The organism is Aeromonas sp. MR16 (assembly GCF_022549315.1).
Classification (GTDB): Bacteria; Pseudomonadota; Gammaproteobacteria; order Enterobacterales; family Aeromonadaceae; genus Aeromonas; species Aeromonas aquatica.
The window spans coordinates 75,123-96,823 of record NZ_JAKZFK010000006.1 but is presented as its reverse complement, the minus strand read 5'-3'; the positions used below and the strand labels follow the sequence as shown (position 1 = coordinate 96,823).

Sequence of the window (21,701 nt, the reverse complement as noted above, 5' to 3'; positions counted from 1 at the left end):
GATATGAAGGTGATGCCTCCTCTGGGCGTGTCACCTTGCCTGCGCCAGCTCGGTGTGACCTGGCCACCCGGTTGGCCCATTCACGGGTCCATGGACCCTGAATCGAGGTGATGATGAAGATTGGATTTGTCGGCCTGGGGGCCGTGGTGCAGACGGCCTATCTGCCTGCGCTCGCTGCATTGGCAGAAGATGCCGAGATCTGGGGTTTTGACCCGGAGCTGACGCTGTCGGGGGTGAATCAGGCCTCGAGTCTGGAAGCCCTGCTGGCCTTGCCGCTGGACAGGCTGGTCATCGCCACCCCCTCTCTGCTGCACCTGCCGGTGCTGGAGCAGGCGCTGGCGAGCCAGATCCCCCTCATCTTGGTGGAGAAACCCCTGGTGGCCAGCCTGGCCCAGCACGACCGCTTGCAGGCGTTATTGGCCGATCCCGCAGTGGCGGGCCGGGTGCTGGCGCTGGATCACTGGATGGCGCGCATTGCCGTCCAGCAACTGCTCCGTGGTGAGCTGGATGCGAGCTGGCAGCCCCTGACGGGCGAGGCCCGGGTTCGGCCCGCGACCATCCAGGATGTGGCCGAGGTGGAGGGCTTCCTGCTGGAGCCCTGCGGGATCGATGAGCAAGGTCACCCCTTCGCCCTCAACTTCGCGACCGGCGAGCCGGATCAACGGACCTTCCACCATCCGGATGGCGTCATCCTCGACATCGGCACCCATGTGCTGGCGATGATCCGCGAGCTGCTGGTGGCCCTCGGCGGGGGCGACAGCCTGCATCTGATCGCCGAGGGCGTCTGCGACCGGCTGGGGCAGCCCATCGTGCTCGGGGATCTGCGTACCGCCGAGGGGCGTGCCTGCCTGCGCGGTGAGGCGGCCGGGGTGCCACTGACCCTCTGGCTCGACAAATACGCCGGGGCCGGGGTGGAGAAGAAGGGGCTCAGTCTCCTGCTGAAAGATGGGCGACGGCTGGAGCTGCTGCGTAGCGGCAATCAGGCCTGGCTGCATCATCATGAGAACGGCGTGCTGCAGCGCTGGCAACTGGAGGGGCCACTCTATCGCCACTGCATCGCCCAGACCCTGCTGGCGCCGATTCCGGTCGCAGGGTGGCACGGCGTGACGGCCCGCCGCCTGCGGGAGGTGGGGCTGCTACTGGATCTGCAGCAGCAACTGCGAGGGCCTCATTGACTCTGTTTTAGATGGTCTTGCAGAAAGACGAATGGTGAGGGGAAAGGATTAGCGTTGCCAGCAGTCTGTGGCACCTTATACTCTCCAGTCCGATTATCAGGTCTGCCATTTCCATGAATATTGCCATTTTATCCCGCGAGCCCAATAACTACTCCACCCGCCGCCTGGTCGAGGTGGCGCAGGCGCGCGGGCATCAGGTCGAGGTGCTCGACACCCTGCGCTGCTACATGAACATCGCCTCCCACAGCCCCTCCATCCACTACGAAGGACGGGAACTGGAGAGCTATGACGCCGTGATCCCGCGCATCGGTGCCAGCATCACCTTCTATGGCACCGCCGTGCTGCGCCAGTTCGAGATGATGAATACCATGGCCCTCAACAGCTCGGTGGCCATCAGTCGCTCCCGGGACAAGCTGCGCGCCATGCAACTGCTCTCCCGCCACGGCATAGGCCTGCCCATCACCGGCTATGCCCACAGCACCCACGACGTGCCCGACCTCATCACCATGGTCGGTGGGGCGCCGCTGGTGGTGAAACTGCTGGAGGGGACCCAGGGGATAGGCGTGGTGCTGTGCGAGACCCAGAAGGCCGCCGAGAGCGTGATCGAGGCCTTCATCCAGACCAACAACAACATCCTGGTGCAGGAGTATATCCGCGAGGCCAACGGCGCCGACATCCGCTGCCTGGTGGTCAACGGCAAGGTGGTGGCGGCCATGCGCCGTCAGGCCCAGCCGGGGGAGTTTCGCTCCAACCTGCACCGTGGCGGCACCGCCGAGGCGATCAAGATCAGCCCCGAAGAGCGGGCGACCGCGGTGCAGGCCGCCAAGATCATGGGGCTGGACGTGGCCGGGGTGGATATTCTGCGCAGCGCCCGCGGCCCCCTGGTGCTGGAGGTGAACTCCTCCCCCGGTCTGCAAGGGGTGGAGGCCGCCTCCGGCAAGGATGTGGCGGGTAAGATCATCGATTTTCTGGAACTCAAGGCGAGCCGCAAGCACAAGCCGGCAGAGTGACCTCGGTAATCGGGATGGTTGGAACAGACAAGGCGCCCTCGGGCGCCTTGTTGTTTCTGTTCATTTCGTTGAGAAGTTATCCCCTCACCCTAACCCTCTCCCAGAGGGAGAGGGGACCTACCGAGTGTTGGCCAGATAGCTGTGTTGGCGGTGGCCAGGGGGAAGAAATACGGATGGACTCCATTGCTTGGCCGATGGGCTTGTTTGCTCCCTTCTCCCGCTTTTTTCGAAGAGACGGGTTACAAGCCTCAGGCCTTATCGGCGGGTGATGAGTCCTCGCCAATCACAGCGCCCTGACCCATCACCAACCTGGCGCTGAACAGGCCCTCTTCCAGCCGGGTCTCTATCCCCCAGCCCAGCTTCTCGCAGATGCGCTGGATGATGGTCAGGCCGCAGCCGTAGCCGAGGATCTGATCCGGTGCCGCCGCCGTGGGGTTGCTGATGGTGAGGGTCTGCTCCGCGAGCGCGATCTCGATATGGCCATCGGCGTAGCTCAGGGCATTCTTGAGCAGGTTGCCCAGCGCGATGGCGAGCAGGGAGAGGGGCGCCTGCACCTCGCTCTGCTCGTCCAGATTGAGCCGGATCTCCAGGCTCTCCCGCTGCAACAGGGGGGCGAGGCGGGCCAGCTCCCGCCGGATCAGCGGGGCCACCCGCTGGGGTGGTCGCTCCACGGCCTCCTTGCGGCCCAGCAGCAGGAAGGTCTCGGTGAGCAGCGCCATCTCGTCGCTGGCGGCGCGGATGCGGCCAGCCGCACGGGCGGCGGGGGCGGGCAAGTCCGTCACCTTGCCGAGCAGGGCCGCCGAGCCCTGGATCACCATGTTGGGGGTGCGCAGCTCGTGGCTCGCGAAGCGGCTGAACTCCTGCTCGCGGGCGAACACCGCGGCCACCTCCTGCTTGCCTGCCAGCAGCGCCAGCTCGATCTCCCGCAGCTCCTGCCAGGGGGCATCCGGCACGAAGTCCGCCTGATCCGGGGTGAGGTGGGCGACCCGCTGGCGCAGTCGCTCAAGGGGTCCGGTGATGTGGCGCACCAGCCAGATGCCGAACGCGATGCAGCCCAGCAGCAGGGCCAGCCCGATCAAGCGGGTGACCAGATGCAGCTTGTCTTCGTAAGGGTCCAGGTAATCGTCGGCGTCATCGTTGAATACCAGATAGAGCAGGCCCTGGCCGGAGGGGTGGGGCCGCACCAGGAAGTGCTTGTCCTCCTTGCCGAGCTGGTGCTCGAAGAAACCGGGGGTCCGGTAGGGTTTCAGCCAGACGGGTAGCCGGCCGGCCTGGGTCCAGTAGCTGGAGAATTGACGCGGGCTGGGGGCGGGGGCCTCTTGACCGAGCCGCAGCCAGTCATCGTTGTAGCGGGTGACTTCGGCCTCCAGCCAGTGGCGCAGACTGAGCTCCTCCATCTTGTTCTCGGCCACCACCATCAGCAGGCTCAGGATCAGCAGCAGCAGCAAGCCGGCCCCGCCCAGCGCCAGGATCAGGCGCTTGCGCAGGCTCGGCAGGTTCAAGGCTGGCTGGCTCGGGGAGGCCGGGAGGCTCATGGTTTGACCAGCCGGTAGCCCTGGCCGTGCAGGGTCTCCAGCATGGGGGTCTCGAAAGGCTTGTCGAGGGCGTTGCGCAGGGCATAGATGTGGCTGCGCAGGGCATCGGAGTCGGGCTCCTCATCCCCCCAGACGGTGTCCAGCACCTCCTGGCGTGTCACCAGTTGCGGCGCACGCTTCACCAGCAGGCTGAGGATCTGGAACGGGATCTTGCCGAGTTTCAACTCGACGCCGGCGCGCCGGGCACGGCCGCTGGCGGGATCCACCTCCAGCTCGCCGAAGCGCAGGGCCCCCAGATCGGCGCGGGGGCCGCGCAGGGCCAGGGCCTGCAACCTGACCTCCAGCTCCTCCATGGCGAACGGCTTGACCAGGTAGTCATCACCACCGGCGCGAAAGCCCGCCAGCTTGTCGTCCAGGCTGTCGCGGGCGGTGAGAAACAGCACCGGGGTCGCTATGCCGTCGGCCCGCAGCTGCGCTACCGTGCGCAGGCCGTCGAGGCGTGGCATCATCACGTCCATGATGATGACGTCGAAACGCTGCTCCGCCAGCAGTTGCAGGGCCGCCTGGCCATGATAGGCACAGTCCAGCCGGTGTCCCGCCAGCTCCAGGTAGTCCATGATGGTTTCCGCCACCTGGGGATTGTCTTCCACCACCAGTATTTTCATGTTCAGATCTCCTGGTTTCGGCCGGCATTTCACGGCCATTTCACACCGGATGAAGCATCCTGTGTGCCAGTGTAACCCCGAGGATCCCCGATGAAGAAGTCTCTCTGTGCCCTCTGGCTATTGATTTTATTGCCCTTTGGTCTGGCGCAGGCGGCCGAGTTCAAGCTGACCGGCCGTACCAGCTGGCAGCTGGGTCAGTTGATGGTCAACGGCATTCCCTTCGTCATCGATGGACAGACCCGCTTCAAGGATGGTCTGGACGAAGACGATCTCGGGGGCAGCTGGGTCGATCTGGAAGGGGTCGTGCAGGGGGAGCAGAGGCTGATCCGCGAGGTGGAGACGCTGGAAGAAAAAGACCAGATGGAGCTGGAAGGACCTGTGGCCCAGGGGCGGATCTGGGGCTATGTCACCTCGGACGACAGCCTGGCGCCGTTCGAAGGGCGCTGGCTGGAGCTGGAGTGCCGGTTCGATGGCATGCGCCTGAGCCGTTGCCGCGAAGATGATTGAGGCGCCCGCAGCAGCGCCGACCGGAAAAAGTGCCCATCCAGGCCCATAGTTAAACCTCATCGCCGGTTGACCATGGGCCTGTTTGCTATGACCAGAACCGCATTGCTGCTGTGGGTGTTACCGTTTTGCACCCTGGCCACCGAGGCCGAACTCTGGCTGGTGGAGCTGGAGCACAACGACGGCATCCATCTGCAATTTCAGGGTGCCGAACTGGAGCTGGGCAGCGCCGCGCTGACCGGGGTGAACCAGCCCGACGATCTCAAGCCCGGCATGCGGCTCGCCATCCTGAGCCGGTACGGCGTTGCCCAGCAGATCCGGGTGCTTGCCACGGCGCCGGATCTGGCGCAGAGCAGCCAGTGGCTGCGGGCGGAGGACAGGCTGCTCGCCACCGCAGGGGAGACCTTGCTGTTGCCGGAGCTGGGAGTGCTGGCGTTCGATGCGAAGACCCGTTGGGTGAACGGCAGCCCCGCCGACCTGCAACCGGGCCGCAAGCTGGTGCTGAGCCGCGATGAGGATGGACGCTTGACCGAGGTGCTGCTCCCCAATCCGGAAGAGGATCCCGAATAAATAGCCAGAATATGGCTCAGTCATTTGGCGGATATGTAATCTGGCCGAGTATCGCTGACGTTTACATTCAATAATTAAAAACTTTAACACCACGAAAATTATAAATTAAATAATAAAGTAATGACTCTGATATTTGTTTTGTCATTAATTAATAACCTGCCTGTTAATTGTGTTTACATCGATTGTGAATAATTAAAATGTGGATTCGATCGCATTCGTAGGCTTATGTGGCTGATATTGTCCCCCTGGCATGCAGCAAGATAAATAGCATTTGCATGTCTATACCTACAATATTGGGGGAGCTATGGATAAACTAAAAATAACGGGTTTGGCGTTGACCATTTCGACGCTGTTGATGAGCCAGGCCCATGGGGCCGAGCCCGTCTATCCTGACCAACTGCGTCTCTTCTCGCTCGGGAAAGAGGTCTGTGGTGCCAACTATCGTCCGATCAATCGGGAAGAAGCGCAGAGTGTCCGCAATAATATTGTGGGCATGATGGGCCAGTGGCAAATAAGTGGTTTGGCCAATAACTGGGTGATCATGGGATCGGGTTACAACGGTGAAATAAAACCCGGTTCGGCCTCGGATACCTGGTGTTATCCGACCAATCCGGTCACCAGTGAAATACCAGTATTGCCTGCGCTGAATATTCCAGATGGGGATGAAGTGGACGTGCAATGGCGACTGGTGCATGACAGCGCCAATTTCATCAAGCCGGCCAGTTACCTCGCCCATTATCTCGGCTATGCCTGGGTCGGTGGCGACCACAGCCCCTACGTGGGTGAGGACATGGACGTGACTCAGGACGGCGGAGGCTGGCTGATCCGTGGCAACAACGGCGGCGGCTGCGACGGCTATCGCTGCGGCGAGAAGAGCAGCATCCGGGTCAGCAACTTCGCCTACACCCTGGATCCCGAGAGCTTCAGTCACGGTGAGGTGACCCAGTCCGATCGCGTCCTGATCAAGACGGTGGTGGGCTGGGCCGTCAACGACAGCGACACGCCCCAGTCCGGCTATGACGTGACCCTGCGCTACGACACGGCCACCAACTGGTCCAAGACCAACACCTATGGCCTGAGCGAGAAGGTCTCCACCAAGAACAAGTTCAAGTGGCCGCTGGTGGGTGAGACCGAACTCTCCATCGAGATCGCCGCGAGCCAGTCCTGGGCTCAGCAGAACGGTGGGGCGACTACCACCTCGCTCTCCCAGTCGGCGCGCCCGACCGTGCCCGCCCACTCGAAGATCCCGGTGAAGATCGAGCTCTACAAGGCAAACATCTCCTACCCCTACGAGTTCAAGGCGGACGTCAGCTACGATCTCGCCCTGAACGGTTTCCTGCGCTGGGGCGGCAACGCCTGGCACACCCATCCGGACAACCGGCCAACCTGGAACCACAGCTTCGTCATCGGTCCGTTCAAGGACAAGGCGAGCAGCATCCGCTACCAGTGGGACAAGCGTTACATCCCGGGTGAGGTGAAGTGGTGGGACTGGAACTGGACCATACAGCAGAACGGTGCCGATACCATGAAGAATGCTCTGGCCAGGGTGCTGCGCCCGGTGCGCGCCAGCATCACGGGGGACTTCCATGCCGAGAGCCAGTTCGCCGGCAACATCGAGATAGGTGCGCCCGTGCCCATCGGTGGTGACAGCAAGGTGCGTCGTGCCCGCAGCGTCGACGGCCAGGCAACCGGCCTGCGTCTGGAGATCCCGCTCGATGCCAGCGAGCTCTCCGCACTGGGCTTCGACAACGTCCAGATCGAGCTGAAACCTGCTACCGACAAGTGATCTGGTGGCAGTTAAATTGGAATGTAAAACCGGGCTTTCGCCCGGTTTTTATTTTTAGAATGTCTAATTTTTAGTGATTTTAGCTGCCTTTGGCGCGCTTGTCTGGCCGCGTCCGGAGTGTGTTCCCGATCCTGGGCGCGAATCTGCCGCCCCGTCAGCTGCTATGAAACGGAGCTGGCTTATTCAACCGTCCTCTTCGCCGGTCAGCGCGGCATTATGGCCAGAGCACCCCACTGGTCAGCTGTGTTAATGCCTTGTACTTTCAAATTCCCCACTTATACTGGCGCCATCTTGTCGGAGTGCTGACCGTCGAACGACGCTAAGCTGAGACCGTTAATTCGGGATCCGTGGAACCTGATCAGGCTAGAACCTGCGAAGGGAAACAAGGGTAACTTGCGAGTTGCCGCGCTTGGGAGCATCTGCTTCCTACTTGCTACAGGGCCAGCCCCGGTAAGCCGGCGCACGAGAGGGAGCCAGCCTCGCCGAACCGCCCATCAGGGAGGGTCTGTGCAGGGCAGGAGGGGTCAGCAGACTGGCACCACTCCCTCTCGACGCATATTCGCTCGCAGGTTCATCTTCTCCTCGAACTCCAGACAAGCAAACACCCATAACTTCAACCAGTTAATGTGAGTTTTGCTATGTCTACCCCAATCCAGTCCGCACCAGAAGTCCAGTCCGTTCTCGACAACGCCAAGGCCGTTCCTGCCGGTCGCCGCGAGCAGCGTTCCAGTGCCCAGGCCTTTATCGACAACCTCAAGGGCATGGCCCATCCCAACTCCAGACGCATCTTCATCCAAGGTTCCCGTCCCGACATCCGGGTGGGGCTGCGGGAGATCGTCCTGGCCGACACCTTGGTCGGCGGCAGCAAGGAAGACCTCCAGTTCGAGCCCAACGATCCCGTGCCCGTCTACGACACCTCGGGGGCCTATGGGGATGAGAGTGCCGAGATAGACGTGCGCCGCGGTCTGCCGCGCCTGCGTGAAAATTGGGTGCTGGAGCGGGGCGACACCGAAGCGCTCGAGGGTCTTAGCTCCGCCTTCACCCAGGAGCGCCTCGCCGACGAGGGGCTGGATCACCTGCGTTTCGATAACTTGCCCAAGCCGCTGCGTGCCAGGCCGGGCCGCCGGGTGACCCAACTGCACTATGCCCGCCAGGGTATCGTCACCCCCGAGATGGAGTTCATCGCCATTCGCGAGAACATGGGCCGCGAGCGGGTGCGCTCCGAGCTGCTGCTGCGCCAGCATCCGGGCCAGGGTTTCGGCGCCCGCCTGCCGGGCAACATCACCCCCGAATTCGTGCGCGATGAGGTGGCCGCCGGCCGCGCCATCATCCCCAGCAACATCAACCACCCGGAAGCCGAGCCGATGATCATCGGCCGCAACTTCCTGGTGAAGATCAACGCCAACATCGGCAACTCGGCGGTGACCTCCAGCATCGAGGAGGAAGTGGAGAAGCTGGTGTGGTCCACCCGCTGGGGCGCCGACACCGTCATGGATCTCTCCACCGGCCGCTACATCCACGAGACCCGCGAGTGGATCCTGCGCAACAGCCCGGTCCCCATCGGCACTGTGCCCATCTATCAGGCGCTGGAGAAGACCAACGGCATCGCCGAGGATCTGACCTGGGAGCTGTTCCGCGACACCCTGCTGGAGCAGGCCGAACAGGGGGTGGACTACTTCACCATCCACGCAGGCGTCTTGTTGCGCTACGTGCCCATGACCGCCAAGCGCCTCACCGGCATCGTGTCGCGCGGCGGCAGCATCATGGCCAAGTGGTGCCTGTCACACCACAAGGAAAACTTCCTCTATCAGCATTTCCGGGAGATCTGCGAGATTTGCGCGGCCTACGACGTGGCGCTCTCCCTCGGTGACGGCCTGCGTCCGGGATCCGTCTATGACGCCAACGACGAGGCGCAGTTCGCCGAGCTGCACACCCTGGGGGAGCTCACCAAGATCGCCTGGGAATACGACGTCCAGGTGATGATCGAGGGGCCGGGCCACGTACCCATGCACATGATCGAGCGCAACATGACCGAGCAGCTGGAGCACTGCCACGAGGCGCCCTTCTATACGCTCGGTCCGCTCACCACCGACATAGCCCCCGGCTACGATCACTTCACCTCCGGCATAGGCGCCGCCATGATCGGCTGGTACGGCTGCGCCATGCTCTGCTACGTCACCCCCAAGGAGCACCTGGGGTTGCCGAACAAGGAGGACGTGAAGCAGGGCCTCATCACATACAAGATCGCCGCTCACGCCGCCGACTTGGCCAAGGGTCATCCGGGCGCCCAGATCCGCGACAACGCCATGTCCAAGGCGCGCTTCGAGTTCCGCTGGGAGGATCAGTTCAACCTGGCGCTGGATCCCGAGACAGCCCGCGCCTACCACGACGAGACCCTGCCCCAGGAGTCCGGCAAGGTGGCCCACTTCTGCTCCATGTGCGGCCCCAAGTTCTGTTCAATGAAGATCACCCAGGACGTGCGCGACTACGCCGCCAAGCTCGAGGCGGTGGAAATCAAGCTGGTGGGCATGGATGGCCAGCAGGAGCGAGTGGTGGCCGAGGTGGAAAGCGGGATGAACCGTATGGCAGAGACCTTCAAGGAAAAGGGGGGCGAGCTCTACCATCAGGCGGCGGCCCTCAAGCAGGAGCGGGAAGAAGCATGAGCACCAAGCCCATCGTCTGGACCATAGCCGGTTCCGACTCGGGGGGCGGTGCCGGCATCCAGGCCGATCTGCATACCATGCACGCCCTCGGCGTGCATGGCTGCTCCGTCATCTCCGCCATCACCGCCCAGAATTCGGTGGCGGTTAAGATGGTCGACCCCGTGCTGATGCAGAGCTTCTGCGCCCAGATCGACGCCCTCGGCGTCGATCTGCCGCCGGCCGCCATCAAGATAGGCCTGCTGCCGACCCGGTTGCATGTGGAGGTGCTGGCACGCCGGCTGGAGGTGATCGCCGCCCCCTTCGTGGTCTACGACCCCGTGGCCATCGCCAGCAGCGGCACCCCCATGGCCGAGCCGAACATGCTGGCGGCGGTGCGCGAGCACCTGCTGCCCCGTCTGTCTCTCATCACCCCCAACGGCCCCGAGCTGGAGGCGCTGACCGGCATCCCGGCGACCAGCCCCGCGCTGGTGCGGGCGGGGGCCGCCCGGCTGCGCGAACTCGGCGCCCGCGCCGTGCTGGTCAAGGGTGGTCATCTGGCGTGGAGTGGCGAGCTCTGCCTCGACTACTACCAGGATGAGCACAGGGAGTTCTGGTTAGGGGCGCCGCGCCTGGCGACCCGCCACGGCCACGGCACCGGTTGCTGTTATGCCAGCGCCATCGCCGCCGTCGTGGCGCTGGATTATCCGCTGGAGGATGCCATCACGCTCGCGCGCGCCTATCTGCAGCAAGGGCTGGCGGCCGCGCAAGGGGTGGGGGCCGGCCCCGGCCCCATAGCCCACCTCGGTTGGCCCGGAGATCTCGCCCAGTTCCCCCGCGCCGTGCTGGCGGGATCTGCGCTGGATCGCCGCTTCGGTCTCTGTCCTGCCGGCGATGCACGCTTGCCCCGAGGCCCCTTCGCCCCAACCGAACACAGCCTCGGCCTCTACCCCGTGGTGGATTCGGTGCAGTGGCTGGAGCGGTTGCTGAAGGAAGGAGTCAAAACCCTGCAGCTGCGCATCAAGAGCCTACCCGCCGAAGAGGTGATGCCCGCCATCGTCGAGGCGGTGGCGCTGGGCCGTCGCTTCGGGGCCCGGCTCTTTATCAACGACTATTGGCAGCAAGCCATCGAGGCTGGCGCCTACGGGGTACACCTGGGCCAGGAGGACATGGAGACGGCGGATCTCGCCGCCATCCAGGCCGCCGGCCTGCGCCTCGGCATCTCCACTCACGGCTACTTCGAGCTGATGCGGGCCCGGGAACTGGCACCTTCTTACATTGCCCTCGGCCATATCTTCCCCACCAACACCAAGCAGATGCCGTCCCGCCCCCAGGGGCTGGTGCGGCTGCACCACTACCGTGCCCTGATGCGCGACTGGCCGACCGTGGCCATAGGCGGCATAGGCGAGGATCGGGTGGGGCCGGTGCAGGAGAGCGGGGTGGGCAGCATAGCCCTGGTCTCCGCCATCACCGCCAGCGATGACTGGCAGGGGGCCACCGTCCGTCTGCTGGCCGCCATCGGGGCCGGGGATGAGCCACTGTCGGCCCTGCCGAACCAGGAAAAGGAGGCCAGCCATGCTCTCTGACGAGGCATCTCTAAGTGACGAAGAGTATCTGCGCTACGGCAGGCAACTGATGCTGGCCGAGATAGGGGAAGCCGGGCAGGTGAGGCTGAAAGCCAAGTCGGTGCTGATCGTCGGCCTCGGCGGCCTCGGCTCGCCCCTCGCCCTCTATCTCGCCGGGGCCGGGGTCGGCACCCTGTGGCTGGCCGACGGCGATGTGGTGGATTCGAGCAACCTGCCGCGCCAGATCCTGTTCGATGGGGAGGGGCTGCGCCGCTCCAAGGCCGAGCTGGCCCGGGAACGGTTGGCGGCCCACAACCCCCACGTCGAGCTGATCGCCATCAACCAGCGCCTCGATGGGGCTAGCCTGCCAGCCTTCGTGGCCGAGGTGGATCTGGTTGTCGACTGCTGCGACAACCTGGCCAGCCGCCACGCCATCAACGCCGCCTGCGTGGCCCAGGGGAAACCCTGGATCTCCGCCGCCGCCGTCGGCTGGCAAGGGCAACTGATGGTGCGAAGCGCGCCTGAACATGCCTGCTACGCCTGTCTCTACCCGGCGGGCACCGAGATAAAGGAGAGCTGCCAGAGCAGCGGCGTCACGGGCCCCCTGGTGGGAGTGATAGGTTCCCTGCAGGCGCTGGAGGCACTGAAACTGCTGCTCGGGCGTCCCAGCCCGGTGGCGGGCACCCTGCGCCGCTTCGATGCCCTGGCCCATGAGTGGCAGACGCTGCGCCTGCCCCCTGATCCCGACTGCCCGGTGTGTGGCAGCCATAAGGATGACCAATGAATATTCGATTGAACGATATCGAGCTGACGCTGCCCACCGGCCAGCGCCTGACCGAGCTGCTGGCGGTGCAGGAGATTGCCCCCCAGGGGGTGGCGGTGGCCCTCAACGGCGCCGTGCTGCCCCGCAGCCGCTGGCCAGAGACCCGCCTCAATGACGGGGACGAGATCCACCTTTTCACTGCCATCGCCGGAGGCTGAGATGCTGACCATTGCCAATCACACCTTCTCATCGCGCCTCTTTACCGGCACCGGCAAGTTCGCCCGTCCGGAGCTGATGGCCGCCGCCATCGAGGCGAGCGGCTCCCAGCTCGTCACCATGGCCATCAAGCGGCTGGAGCCGGGCAAGCGCCATGACGATATCCTGAGCCCCCTGCTCAGGCTCGGGGTCAAGCTGCTGCCCAACACCTCGGGCGCCAAGACCGCCGCCGAGGCGGTATTTGCCGCCCGGCTCGCCCGCGAGGCGCTCGGCACCAACTGGCTCAAGCTGGAGATCCACCCAGATCCCAAGTACCTGCTGCCCGATCCCATAGAGACGCTCAAGGCTGCGGAGCAGCTGGTGAAAGAAGGCTTCGTGGTGCTGCCCTATTGCGGCGCCGATCCCGTGCTGTGCAAGCGGCTCGAAGAGGTGGGCTGCGCCGCCGTCATGCCGCTCGGCGCCCCCATCGGCTCCAATCAGGGGCTGGTGACCCGGGAGTTTCTGTCGATCATCGTCGAGCAGGCCAGGGTGCCCGTGGTGGTGGACGCAGGGATCGGGGCCCCCAGCCACGCGGCGGCGGCCTTCGAGCTCGGCGCCGACGCCGTGCTGGTCAACACCGCCATCGCCGTGAGCCGGGATCCGGTCGCCATGGGTCGCGCCTTCGCCCTCGCCTGCGAGGCGGGTCGCGGCGCCTATCTGGCCGGATTGGGGGCGCGTGGCAGCCAGGCCCAGGCCTCCAGCCCGCTTACCGATTTTCTGGAGGCGCTATGAGCCAGAGCATGGGGCAAGATGTGGTGTCTGCATGCTCCCCTCTCCCATTGGGAGAGGGGCCGGGGGTGAGGGAACCGGCTGACGCGGCACTTGAATTGGTTGAGCCCTGCGCTCCTCCCCCTCCCAAGGGAGAGGCCGGGTGGGGGTTGGATTTTGCCGACCGCTGGCGCGAGCTGGACTGGGATCATGTGGGCATGAGCATCCGCGCCAAGACGGCGCGGGATGTGGAGTTGGCGCTGGCCAACCCACGCCGTGGCCTGGATGATTTTATGGCGCTGATCTCCCCAGCCGCCGAGCCCTTCCTGCCGCAGATGGCGGAGCTGGCGGAGCGGCTCACCCGCCAGCGGTTCGGCAACACCGTCGGCTTCTACGTGCCCCTCTATCTCTCAAACCTGTGCGCCAACGATTGCAGCTATTGCGGCTTCTCTATGAGCAACCGCTTGAAGCGCAAGACCCTGAATTCCGAGGAAATTGAGCGCGAGTGTCTGGCCCTCAAGACGCGCGGTTTCGACAGCGTGCTGCTGGTGACCGGCGAGCACGAGAGCAAGGTCGGCATGGACTACTTTCGTGAGCACCTGCCGCAGATCCGCCGCCACTTCAGCACCCTGGCGATGGAGGTGCAGCCCCTGTCGCAGGCCGAATACGCCGAGCTCAAAACCCTGGGGCTGGATGCGGTCATGGTCTATCAGGAGACCTATCACGCCCCGGCCTACGCCCGTCACCACCTGCGCGGCAACAAGCAAGATATCGCGTGGCGGCTCGCCACCCCGGACAGGCTGGGCCGCGCCGGTATCGACAAGATTGGGCTGGGGGCGCTGATCGGCCTGTCGCCGGACTGGCGCGCCGACAGCTATTTTGTCGCCGAGCATCTGGCCTGGCTGGAGCGCCACCACTGGCAGAGTCGCTATTCGCTCTCCTTCCCGCGGCTGCGCCCCTGCACCGGCGGCCTGCAGCCCGAGGTGACCATGACGGACCGCCAGCTGGTGCAGCTCATCTGCGCCTGGCGGCTGCTCTCGCCGACCCTGGACTTATCCCTCTCCACCCGGGAATCGCCGGCCTTTCGCAACGGCGCCCTGCGCCTCGGCATCACCCAGATGTCGGCGGAGTCGCGCACCCAGCCGGGCGGCTACGCGGAAGGGGATGAGGAGGAGCTGGAGCAGTTCGCCATCCACGATGATCGTTCTGTGGGGGATGTGGCCAATGCCGTGCGGCAGGCCGGATTGCAGCCGGTGTTCAAGGATTGGGAACCGTTTTTGGGGAGGTAATAAAGCCAGTTAGCTGGACCACAAGCGTATATAGGTTTCTGGCTGGCTATAACAGGATGCATTTAACTTTGTTTATTGCATCTTGTTATTTTTTGTTGTCTGCTAGGGATTTTAAAATAGTTGGTGCTGCCACTCATTTTAGAGTTAGTTATTAAAGTGTCTCTTTGAGTCTGTCTTTGGCGAATTCCAGAAATCTACTGATTTTACGGGAACGGGCACTCTCACCTGTGGCCATAAGTGCGACAATGTCAACTTGTGGTAAAGCATATTCTGGGAGTAGCTCTACCAAAGTGCCAGTGTTGAGCTCAGTAATGAGATCCCATTCCGAACGATTGATTATACCCAATCCATCTAGAGCCCACTGCTTCACCACGTCGGCAATATTGCTGGTAAGTGAAGGCGTCACCCTGAGACGACATTCTCTGCCTGATTCGATATGCTGGAAACGCCAGAGGGAAACATCTTCATTATTTTCCCTCAATACGATGCAATCATGCTGATTAGTCATCAGTTGTTCTGGTGTTGTCAGGTCTGGCATGGTGGAAATATAGTCTGGTGATGCACAGAGGACACGACGAGTAGGTGAGATCACCATTCTATAGAGATGTGCCTGGGTTAATTCACCAATATAAAACATGATGTCAGGTTGGAGAGGGGCGTCTGTCCAAGAAGGGCGATCGGACAGGGTAAGATCGATGGATACTGCCGGGTATTGCTGCTTGAATTGGCCAATAATGGGAGACAGTTTTTTCTCACCGAAACCAATAGGTGCAATTATATTGATATGGCCGCACAGGTCATCCTTGGCCGCTCTTAGCGATTCTTCAATTGAGGCCATTTGTCTGATAATTCCTGACCCCATGTCGATCAATATCTGGCCATGCTCGGTGACTTTTAGCTGTCGACCCTGTCGTTCAATCAGAATAAGTCCAAGCTTTTCCTCGAGGGACCTGAGCTTCTGAGTAACATAAGGTGCCGAAACATTGAGTTGTTTTGCTGCGGTGGAGAAGTTTTTGCAGGCAGCAATGGTAATAAAAAATTTTATATCATTTATAGCCAGCATTAACATCGCCATTAAGTGAGGATTAACAAAATGCTAAATATGAGAAACATGCTACCACATGCTATGTTCTTACCGCAATGCAATAGCATTATCTGTTAATCGACGGTTTGGATTCGGCTCCGCAGATATGCTGACTATCTAAACCGACTTTCATGGGTTGAATCGAGGTGCTATTTGTCGGAATGGCAGTCGATAAATAGCCATTTCAAAGGAACTATTATGACATCTAGTATCATGCTGGCATTTGTTTTTAGTTGTGTCGCCTTTAGTTTTTCTCCAGGGGCGGGGGCAATTGCAACTATGTCAAGATCGATAGAAGGTGGCATAGTTCAAGCCAGGTACAATATTATTGGTTTGCAACTGGCACTGCTGGTGCATCTCACCATTGTAAGTGTCGGACTGGGATCCTTTGTTGCGTCATCAGAAATTGCGTTTGATTTCATAAAATATATAGGTGGCGGCTATCTTATTTACTTGGGTGTGATGAAAATAAAAAACTCAGGGGATACTTTGTTGCGTAATACTGAGACGCAAGGCGGAAAGTTAAATAGCTTGGTTAATGGTTTTGTTGTCAATATAACAAACCCAAAATCCATTGTGTTTTTGGTCGCATTTCTTCCACAGTTTGTCGACGGTTCAGATGGTGGTTATCAATACATTAAACTTGGCTTTTTCATTGTTTTGGTAGACTGCATCGCAATGTTGTCATATGCATCTTTCTCTCATGTTTTATTGCGATATCTCTCTGAGTCATCTCATTTAAAGCGTTTGAATTTAATATTTGGTGCAGTATTTATCATGCTAGCCGTGATGTTGTTAATGTCTGGCAGACATTGAGGGGACGATTCAATAGGTGACATCATGGCCATAGGGGAAGATGGCTTGTGAGGGATGTGGCCATGGCCCGGCAGCCAATGAATCACTTCATGGACAACGTGCCGCCTTTTTCAGAGAAGGTTATGGTACTGCAACGGAGTGGCTCTGCTTGGATCTTTATCTTGGCGGGGATGAGGGAGTACACATGAGCATCCAGAGGTTGGCCATGGAGGAAGATACGATTTTTGGCCCGACATTCGAAAGTGGCGCCAACGGCGATAGCCACGGCCTCGCTCGCCGAATTGCCGGCGCCTGCCACAATCTCCAGCCTGAACAGGCCCAGTTGCCGAAAACCGAAGTCGCATAACAGGGCGGCCGCCTGCCGGGCGATTCCTTGGCCTTGTCGGGATTGTCTTACCCAATAGCCGATATTGCCGTAGCGATGATGAGCTGCTAGCTGATTGATGCCGGCGCCACCCAGTAGCTGGCCGGTGACGGCGCAAAAGAGGCCCATATCATAGGCACGTCCCGCCTCACGATCCTGATCACAGGTGGCAAACCACGCCAGCGCCTTGTCCCTAGTGAAGGAGTGGGAGCACCAGCTCATCCAGGTGCCGACCGTCTCGATGGATTCGTGCGCCGCGCGGACAAACTCATCGGCATCAGTCGGTTCGAAGGGGCGAATAACGAGATTGGCATTGGCAAGTGGTTGGAATGTCATGGGCTGTCCTGCTTTTTCATTTGGATGAATGGTTAGGCCTTTTCGACGGCAACCCGCTTAAGCCCCATGCCAACACTGGCAGGAGCCGTGAGTGAGAAACCGAATTGCTGATAGAGTCGCTGAGCCTGCCCATCTGCCAGCAAGCTGACATAGCCTGATTCCGGCACCTCGCGGGCGATATAGTCCGCGATCTCCGCCATGATCTTTTTGCCTACACCTTGACCCTGATATTCAGGCAGGACTGCAATATCAACGACTTGATAAAATATCCCGCCATCTCCGATGATGCGACCCATGCCGATTGCGGTCTGACCGCAAAATATCTGGACGGCAAACAGCGTATTGGGCAGGCCACGTTCTGCGGCCTCAATAGTCTTCGAGCTAAGTCCCGCAGCTGTTCGAAGATAGCGATAGGTTTCGACGAGCGGCGTTGAGTGGACGACAGTGAAAGCAGGTGTTGGTGCGGTCATTTGGATAACTCCTGTGGGGCCTGATTGAATTAAATTCGCATATACCGCATTGGTCTGGGGGATTGATGTGTTCTCTCCAAGGGGCAGACCGCTGTGCTGCGATCGGATGGGGAGGCTCTCCTCGATGTCTCCAGATGGTTTGCTATAAACCCACCCTCTCCAACTCCGTAATATCCCCACCACCAATCAATTTCAAATTCCGGCTGATCTGCTCCACCGGCCAGTTCCACCAGGCGAGGGTGTTGAGGCGGGCTATGGTGTCGTCGTCGAAGCGGTAGCGGATCAGCTTGGCGGGGTTGCCGCCGACGACGGCGTAGTCGGGCACGTCGCCGGTGACCACGGAGCGGGCGGCGATGATGGCGCCGTTGCCGACCTGAACGCCTGGCATGATCAGGGCGTCATAGCCTATCCAGACGTCGTTGCCGATGACGGTATCCCCCTTGTAGGGGAGGCTGCCCGGTGCGGGGGCGGTGCTCTCCCAGCCGTTGCCGAAGATAAAGAAGGGGTAGGTGGAGAAGCCGGAGCTCTGGTGGTTGGCGCCGTTCATGATGAACTTGACCCCGCGGGCGATGGCGCAGAACTTGCCGATGATGAGCTTGTCGCCGATGAAGGGGAAGTGGTAGAGGACGTTGCGCTCAAAGCCTGCCGAATCTTCCGGGTCGTCGTAGTAGCTGTAGTCACCCACCTCGATATTGGGCCCCTTGATGGTGTTCTTGATAAAGCACACCTGGGGGAAGCCCTTCATGGGGTGGGGATTGGTGGGGTCGGGTCCGTGCAAGGTGCTCTCCTTTCGAATCTGTTGGCACCTAACCCTAAGGGAGTTTGATGACCCTTTGCCACCCTTTTTCGGTTGTTTATCACTGGTTGGATGCCCGTTGGCCAGTCCTTGTCGCCCTCTGTCGGCTGGGACGTCGATCTTGGGCGGGTTTTTCTCTAGCATGGGCAGATGCGGGGTGCGGCTCCGTCACACGGAATTTTGGCGGCGTCCGTTTTACGAACTTCTGACGGAGAGAAAAGATGAAGATGCGTTCCTTGCTCGTGTTGAGCGCCCTGGTGCTGGGCGGTTGTGCGGTCAATCCCTATAGCGGCTCCCAGGCACCTGTTTCACCGCCGGATCAACCGGTGAGCCAGCCGGAGAAGCCGGTGACCAAGCCCGAGGTCGAGAAGCCAGCACCCAAACCAGTGGCCCCGACCGGGCTGGCACTCGCCATGGCGGATGCCTTCCTCAAGGCCCCCGAGGTGCAGGCACTGACCCAGAGTGGCAGCCCTGTTCTGTTGTTGATGCCGCCCCAGAATGGCACGGGTGAGCCGTTCAATACCCAGCCCATGGCGGTGGCCATGAGCCAGCGAATTCAGCAGCACGGTGGCTTCAGCTTCGCCGATCCTGGCCAGGTCTCGGCCATCACCGGCCAGCTCGAATATCAGCAGGGGGGCATGAATCCGGCCTCCCTGGTGCGGCTCGGCCGTCAGACCGGGGCCGGTTACATGCTCTACGGGGATCTGGTCTCTGAGGGGAGTCGTTACCGGCTCGCCATGAGCCTGATGGACCTGAAAAGCGGCGAGCTGCTGTGGAACGGGAGCCGCACCGCCAGCCGTTGATCCCGTCGTATCGACCCCGATAAAGTCATCGAGCCTGTCTCGATGGCTTTATCGCATTGTAAGAGTCGGTGAGGGGAAGCAGGCTGGTCGCTCTTGCCTTCATCCATCAAGCCCTAATCTTGCAGTTTCTTCAGGAAGTAAGTGATATGCCCGGGCGGCATGTCCGGCAGCTCGCCAAAGACGGTGTAGCCCTGTTTCTGGTAGAAGAGGAGGGCCTGGAAGCTGGTGGTCTCGAGATGGAAGCGGGTGATGCCCTTGCTCTGGGCATACTCCTCCATGGTGGCGAGCAGGCGGCCGCCCCAGCCATCCTTGCGGATGCGCTCGTCGATCCAGAGCCAGTCGACGTGCAGCCAGCCCCACTTGATGTCGGCGAGGATACCGCCAAGCACCTCTCCCCGTTCGTCCTTGATAAAGCTGGCTATCTGCTCGCGCAGATGAGTGCCGGCGATAGCCTGGTTGTAGCCTGACAGGCCGATGCGCAGGGCGTCGAGATCCCGCGCGTCCGGGCGCAGGGGTTGTGTCAGTTTCATCTGTTCTCCTATTGCGAAGACCACATTAATACCCAAACGGGATCCGTTCGGTCAAGGATGGCTGCGCCCACACTTGCTCCCACACTCTCGCCCAGCTCGCCGGTCAGCCGAGCCCATGGCGCCTTTTCCCCCGCAGCCCTCGTTCACCTCCGTCCTGCCGCTCAATACCCGCCGCTCACGGATGGCGGGCGTGTGCGATACTTAACGGGTCGTGTATAACAATCAACAAAGGGTTGCTCGCCCAAGGCCCGGAAGGAACACAGATGGCTCTCTCAGTGGCACAGCTCTACGAAGTGATGACCCAGCTGCCGGATCCCGTCTTTATCCTCAGTGAAGACGGTTATTACGTTGAATACATCGGCGGGATTGAGCAGCAATCCTATCAGGACGGCAATCCGCTGATCGGCAAGCAGTTGCTCGATATCCTGCCCGGTGACAAGGCGCTCTGGGTGATGGCGCAGGTGGCGCGCGCCCTGGCCACCGGTGAGGTGCAGGTGGTGGAGTATGAGCTCTCCCCCGCCGAGGTCGAGGGGATCAACACCGAGGCGGGTCCCCAGGGGATGCAGCGCTTCGAGGGCAAGATAGCGCCGCTGCCATCCCTCTACGACGGCAAACGGGCGGTGGCCTGGATGACCCGCAATGTCACCCGCCAGTATGAGTTGCAGCAGCGGCTCAAACGGCTCGGCGAGACGGACCAACTCACCGGTCTTTACAATCGCCACTTCTTCTTCGAGCACTATCACCACAGGGTGCAGGGCCAGCAGAGCACCGGCCTCATCATGCTGGATCTCGATCACTTCAAGCAGATCAACGATCGTTTCGGCCATCAGGCCGGGGATCGGGTGCTGTGCCGCTTCTGCGAGTGTGTGGCCGCCCAGTTGAGGGCCGAGGACATGTTCGTGCGCAGTGGGGGCGAGGAGTTTCTGATCCTGCTGCCGGAGATAGACGAGGAGATATTGCGCAAGGTGGCGGAGCGCATCCGCGCCGCCGTGGCAGCCATGGCGCCGGATCCGGCTCCCATCACGGTGAGCCTGGGGACCACCCTGATCCGGCCTGGCGAGGAGGTCAGTGCCGTGCTGGCCCGGGCCGACGAGTGGCTCTATCGGGCCAAGCGGGGCGGGCGCAACCGGGTGGCCCACGACTCGGATCCCTGAGCGGCACGACCACATAACAAACAAGGGCGACCCTGGGGTCGCCCTTGTTGTTTGTCCTCGGCCTTGGCCAGATCCGCCTTAGCTGAACAGGGTCGAGACGTTCTGGCCCGCCATCAGCAGGCCTATGCCCAGCACGCTGAACCAGACCAGGGTGGCGGTCACCAGGGCGTAGCCACCGGCGACGAAGAGGCCGTCCCGCTGCAACATGCCGATGGCCAGCAGCAGTATGGCCCAGGCGGGCATGGCGTTGGTGAAGGGGATGGCGCCAAGCGGCAGCATCAGCAACAGGGCCGCCAGCATGATCAGCAGGCCGTTGCAGCGATTGATGACGGTGCTGCCGGTCAACAGCAGCAGGCGCGGCCGGATGAAGCGATCGATGCGAGCCAGCAGATCGGCCCCCTTGTGCAGGGTGGGCTTGAGCTGGTCGGCGGCGAAGCGGCGCTCCATCAGGATGGAGGGCAGCCAGGGCACCCGGTTGAGGGTGATGCCGACGCCGATAAACAGGATCAGCAGGCCGAACGGGGTGCTGACGCCGGGAATGGAGACCGGCAGCAGGAAGGGCACCGTGAGCAGCACGCAAAACAGCAGCATGCCCTGTTCACCCACCAGGCTGAGCATGTCCCGCAGGCTGATGTGGCTCTCCTCGATGGCATGAGCGGTGGCCCGCAGGGTGTCGGAAAGCTTGTTCTGTGGGTCGTTGAGTTGCGCGGCAACCATTCCTGAAATCCTCGTCTTGTTAATGCCAGCTCTGTGGCGCCGCTAGCTTACGGGGTCGAGGTTAATCCCAGATGAATGGTGCCTCGGTGGGAGGGGGCAATGCAGAAACAGGGCCTGTCTTGATGGGCCGATACAGCCCCTATTTAGGATCGGATGCAGAAGGCTCT

At 61.5% G+C, this 21,701-nt stretch carries 22 protein-coding genes and 1 riboswitch; of the genes, 14 read left to right on the top strand and 8 right to left on the bottom strand.

All coding sequences use genetic code 11. The features are described from left to right. Positions 1–113 precede the first annotated feature (113 nt). Together MM194_RS07015 and rimK are read left to right on the top strand one after the other, a co-directional pair. Positions 114–1,175 (top strand): Gfo/Idh/MocA family oxidoreductase, encoded by a 1,062-nt coding sequence (locus MM194_RS07015; RefSeq protein WP_241343137.1) that lies wholly within the window; start codon positions 114–116, stop codon positions 1,173–1,175. Between the two features lie 113 nt (positions 1,176–1,288). Beyond that, positions 1,289–2,185, top strand: coding sequence for a 30S ribosomal protein S6--L-glutamate ligase (rimK, locus tag MM194_RS07010; RefSeq protein ID WP_226170614.1), 897 nt, complete (start codon positions 1,289–1,291; stop codon positions 2,183–2,185). Positions 2,186–2,433: 248 nt separating this feature from the next. Here rimK and MM194_RS07005 read toward each other — a convergent pair whose 3' ends face one another. Both MM194_RS07005 and MM194_RS07000 read right to left on the bottom strand, forming a co-directional pair. Further along, positions 2,434–3,687, bottom strand: a complete 1,254-nt coding sequence (locus MM194_RS07005) for a HAMP domain-containing histidine kinase (protein ID WP_241343171.1) — start codon at positions 3,685–3,687, stop codon at positions 2,434–2,436. A gap of 29 nt (positions 3,688–3,716) precedes the next feature. Continuing rightward, positions 3,717–4,385, bottom strand: a complete 669-nt coding sequence (locus MM194_RS07000) for a response regulator transcription factor (RefSeq protein WP_241343136.1) — start codon at positions 4,383–4,385, stop codon at positions 3,717–3,719. A 90-nt stretch (positions 4,386–4,475) separates the two neighbouring features. On the opposite strand from MM194_RS07000, the gene MM194_RS06995 reads away from it, so the two are divergent. The 9 genes from MM194_RS06995 (at position 4,476) to thiH (ending at position 14,464) form a co-directional block, all read left to right on the top strand. Beyond that, on the top strand, positions 4,476–4,892 hold the full coding sequence (locus MM194_RS06995) for a hypothetical protein (protein WP_241343135.1): 417 nt from the start codon (positions 4,476–4,478) through the stop codon (positions 4,890–4,892). An 87-nt stretch (positions 4,893–4,979) separates the two neighbouring features. After that, complete coding sequence (locus MM194_RS06990) at positions 4,980–5,459, top strand: hypothetical protein (RefSeq protein WP_241343134.1); 480 nt, start codon at positions 4,980–4,982, stop codon at positions 5,457–5,459. A gap of 304 nt (positions 5,460–5,763) precedes the next feature. Further along, positions 5,764–7,245 carry an aerolysin family beta-barrel pore-forming toxin gene (locus MM194_RS06985; protein WP_241343133.1) on the top strand — a complete coding sequence of 494 codons (1,482 nt, stop codon included), beginning with the start codon at positions 5,764–5,766 and terminating at the stop codon, positions 7,243–7,245. Between the two features lie 285 nt (positions 7,246–7,530). Then, positions 7,531–7,644, top strand: a riboswitch (TPP riboswitch). Positions 7,645–7,883: 239 nt separating this feature from the next. Beyond that, positions 7,884–9,908, top strand: coding sequence for a phosphomethylpyrimidine synthase ThiC (thiC, locus tag MM194_RS06980; protein WP_277605059.1), 2,025 nt, complete (start codon positions 7,884–7,886; stop codon positions 9,906–9,908). Beyond that, positions 9,905–11,470 carry a thiamine phosphate synthase gene (gene thiE / locus MM194_RS06975; protein ID WP_241343132.1) on the top strand — a complete coding sequence of 522 codons (1,566 nt, stop codon included), beginning with the start codon at positions 9,905–9,907 and terminating at the stop codon, positions 11,468–11,470. The genes thiC and thiE overlap by 4 nt, the downstream gene beginning before the upstream one ends. Next, positions 11,460–12,233 carry a HesA/MoeB/ThiF family protein gene (locus tag MM194_RS06970; protein ID WP_241343131.1) on the top strand — a complete coding sequence of 258 codons (774 nt, stop codon included), beginning with the start codon at positions 11,460–11,462 and terminating at the stop codon, positions 12,231–12,233. Before thiE ends, MM194_RS06970 begins: the two co-directional genes overlap by 11 nt. Then, entirely contained in the window at positions 12,230–12,430 is a 201-nt protein-coding gene (thiS, locus tag MM194_RS06965) for a sulfur carrier protein ThiS (RefSeq protein WP_042042049.1), read from the top strand. The genes MM194_RS06970 and thiS overlap by 4 nt, the downstream gene beginning before the upstream one ends. Before the next feature lies 1 nt (position 12,431). Next, the gene (locus MM194_RS06960) at positions 12,432–13,199 is read left to right on the top strand and encodes a thiazole synthase (RefSeq protein WP_241343130.1); all 768 of its coding nucleotides are present in this window, start codon (positions 12,432–12,434) and stop codon (positions 13,197–13,199) included. An 8-nt stretch (positions 13,200–13,207) separates the two neighbouring features. Beyond that, positions 13,208–14,464 carry a 2-iminoacetate synthase ThiH gene (thiH, locus tag MM194_RS06955; RefSeq protein ID WP_277605064.1) on the top strand — a complete coding sequence of 419 codons (1,257 nt, stop codon included), beginning with the start codon at positions 13,208–13,210 and terminating at the stop codon, positions 14,462–14,464. A 151-nt stretch (positions 14,465–14,615) separates the two neighbouring features. Here the strand turns inward: thiH and MM194_RS06950 are convergent, their stop codons facing one another. Further along, positions 14,616–15,527, bottom strand: coding sequence for a LysR family transcriptional regulator (locus MM194_RS06950; protein WP_241343129.1), 912 nt, complete (start codon positions 15,525–15,527; stop codon positions 14,616–14,618). A 219-nt stretch (positions 15,528–15,746) separates the two neighbouring features. Between MM194_RS06950 and MM194_RS06945 the strand changes: the two genes are divergently transcribed. Next, on the top strand, positions 15,747–16,364 hold the full coding sequence (locus MM194_RS06945; protein ID WP_241343128.1) for a LysE family transporter: 618 nt from the start codon (positions 15,747–15,749) through the stop codon (positions 16,362–16,364). An 82-nt stretch (positions 16,365–16,446) separates the two neighbouring features. Here the strand turns inward: MM194_RS06945 and MM194_RS06940 are convergent, their stop codons facing one another. The 3 genes from MM194_RS06940 to MM194_RS06930 form a co-directional block, all read right to left on the bottom strand. Further along, positions 16,447–17,064 carry a GNAT family protein gene (locus tag MM194_RS06940; protein WP_241343127.1) on the bottom strand — a complete coding sequence of 206 codons (618 nt, stop codon included), beginning with the start codon at positions 17,062–17,064 and terminating at the stop codon, positions 16,447–16,449. Between the two features lie 32 nt (positions 17,065–17,096). Further along, entirely contained in the window at positions 17,097–17,534 is a 438-nt protein-coding gene (locus MM194_RS06935; protein WP_241343126.1) for a GNAT family N-acetyltransferase, read from the bottom strand. A 142-nt stretch (positions 17,535–17,676) separates the two neighbouring features. Then, positions 17,677–18,312 carry a Vat family streptogramin A O-acetyltransferase gene (locus MM194_RS06930; RefSeq protein WP_241343125.1) on the bottom strand — a complete coding sequence of 212 codons (636 nt, stop codon included), beginning with the start codon at positions 18,310–18,312 and terminating at the stop codon, positions 17,677–17,679. Between the two features lie 239 nt (positions 18,313–18,551). On the opposite strand from MM194_RS06930, the gene MM194_RS06925 reads away from it, so the two are divergent. Further along, positions 18,552–19,133 carry a penicillin-binding protein activator LpoB gene (locus MM194_RS06925; RefSeq protein ID WP_241343124.1) on the top strand — a complete coding sequence of 194 codons (582 nt, stop codon included), beginning with the start codon at positions 18,552–18,554 and terminating at the stop codon, positions 19,131–19,133. Positions 19,134–19,246: 113 nt separating this feature from the next. On the opposite strand, the gene MM194_RS06920 is transcribed toward MM194_RS06925, so the two are convergent. Beyond that, positions 19,247–19,663 (bottom strand): GNAT family N-acetyltransferase, encoded by a 417-nt coding sequence (locus MM194_RS06920; RefSeq protein WP_241343123.1) that lies wholly within the window; start codon positions 19,661–19,663, stop codon positions 19,247–19,249. Positions 19,664–19,926: 263 nt separating this feature from the next. On the opposite strand from MM194_RS06920, the gene MM194_RS06915 reads away from it, so the two are divergent. Continuing rightward, positions 19,927–20,817 carry a sensor domain-containing diguanylate cyclase gene (locus tag MM194_RS06915; RefSeq protein WP_241343122.1) on the top strand — a complete coding sequence of 297 codons (891 nt, stop codon included), beginning with the start codon at positions 19,927–19,929 and terminating at the stop codon, positions 20,815–20,817. Between the two features lie 78 nt (positions 20,818–20,895). On the opposite strand, the gene MM194_RS06910 is transcribed toward MM194_RS06915, so the two are convergent. Further along, entirely contained in the window at positions 20,896–21,534 is a 639-nt protein-coding gene (locus MM194_RS06910) for an exopolysaccharide biosynthesis protein (RefSeq protein WP_033131502.1), read from the bottom strand. Positions 21,535–21,701 lie beyond the last annotated feature (167 nt).

Coding starts and splice junctions, on each gene's coding strand:
- MM194_RS07015 (WP_241343137.1), top strand. CDS start 114: ATGAAGATTGGATTTGTCGGCCTGGGGGCCGTGGTGCAGACGGCCTAT.
- rimK (WP_226170614.1), top strand. CDS start 1,289: ATGAATATTGCCATTTTATCCCGCGAGCCCAATAACTACTCCACCCGC.
- MM194_RS07000 (WP_241343136.1), bottom strand. CDS start 4,385: ATGAAAATACTGGTGGTGGAAGACAATCCCCAGGTGGCGGAAACCATC.
- MM194_RS06995 (WP_241343135.1), top strand. CDS start 4,476: ATGAAGAAGTCTCTCTGTGCCCTCTGGCTATTGATTTTATTGCCCTTT.
- MM194_RS06990 (WP_241343134.1), top strand. CDS start 4,980: ATGACCAGAACCGCATTGCTGCTGTGGGTGTTACCGTTTTGCACCCTG.
- MM194_RS06985 (WP_241343133.1), top strand. CDS start 5,764: ATGGATAAACTAAAAATAACGGGTTTGGCGTTGACCATTTCGACGCTG.
- thiC (WP_277605059.1), top strand. CDS start 7,884: ATGTCTACCCCAATCCAGTCCGCACCAGAAGTCCAGTCCGTTCTCGAC.
- thiE (WP_241343132.1), top strand. CDS start 9,905: ATGAGCACCAAGCCCATCGTCTGGACCATAGCCGGTTCCGACTCGGGG.
- MM194_RS06970 (WP_241343131.1), top strand. CDS start 11,460: ATGCTCTCTGACGAGGCATCTCTAAGTGACGAAGAGTATCTGCGCTAC.
- thiS (WP_042042049.1), top strand. CDS start 12,230: ATGAATATTCGATTGAACGATATCGAGCTGACGCTGCCCACCGGCCAG.
- MM194_RS06960 (WP_241343130.1), top strand. CDS start 12,432: ATGCTGACCATTGCCAATCACACCTTCTCATCGCGCCTCTTTACCGGC.
- thiH (WP_277605064.1), top strand. CDS start 13,208: ATGGGGCAAGATGTGGTGTCTGCATGCTCCCCTCTCCCATTGGGAGAG.
- MM194_RS06950 (WP_241343129.1), bottom strand. CDS start 15,527: ATGCTGGCTATAAATGATATAAAATTTTTTATTACCATTGCTGCCTGC.
- MM194_RS06945 (WP_241343128.1), top strand. CDS start 15,747: ATGACATCTAGTATCATGCTGGCATTTGTTTTTAGTTGTGTCGCCTTT.
- MM194_RS06940 (WP_241343127.1), bottom strand. CDS start 17,064: ATGACATTCCAACCACTTGCCAATGCCAATCTCGTTATTCGCCCCTTC.
- MM194_RS06935 (WP_241343126.1), bottom strand. CDS start 17,534: ATGACCGCACCAACACCTGCTTTCACTGTCGTCCACTCAACGCCGCTC.
- MM194_RS06925 (WP_241343124.1), top strand. CDS start 18,552: ATGAAGATGCGTTCCTTGCTCGTGTTGAGCGCCCTGGTGCTGGGCGGT.
- MM194_RS06920 (WP_241343123.1), bottom strand. CDS start 19,663: ATGAAACTGACACAACCCCTGCGCCCGGACGCGCGGGATCTCGACGCC.
- MM194_RS06915 (WP_241343122.1), top strand. CDS start 19,927: ATGGCTCTCTCAGTGGCACAGCTCTACGAAGTGATGACCCAGCTGCCG.
- MM194_RS06910 (WP_033131502.1), bottom strand. CDS start 21,534: ATGGTTGCCGCGCAACTCAACGACCCACAGAACAAGCTTTCCGACACC.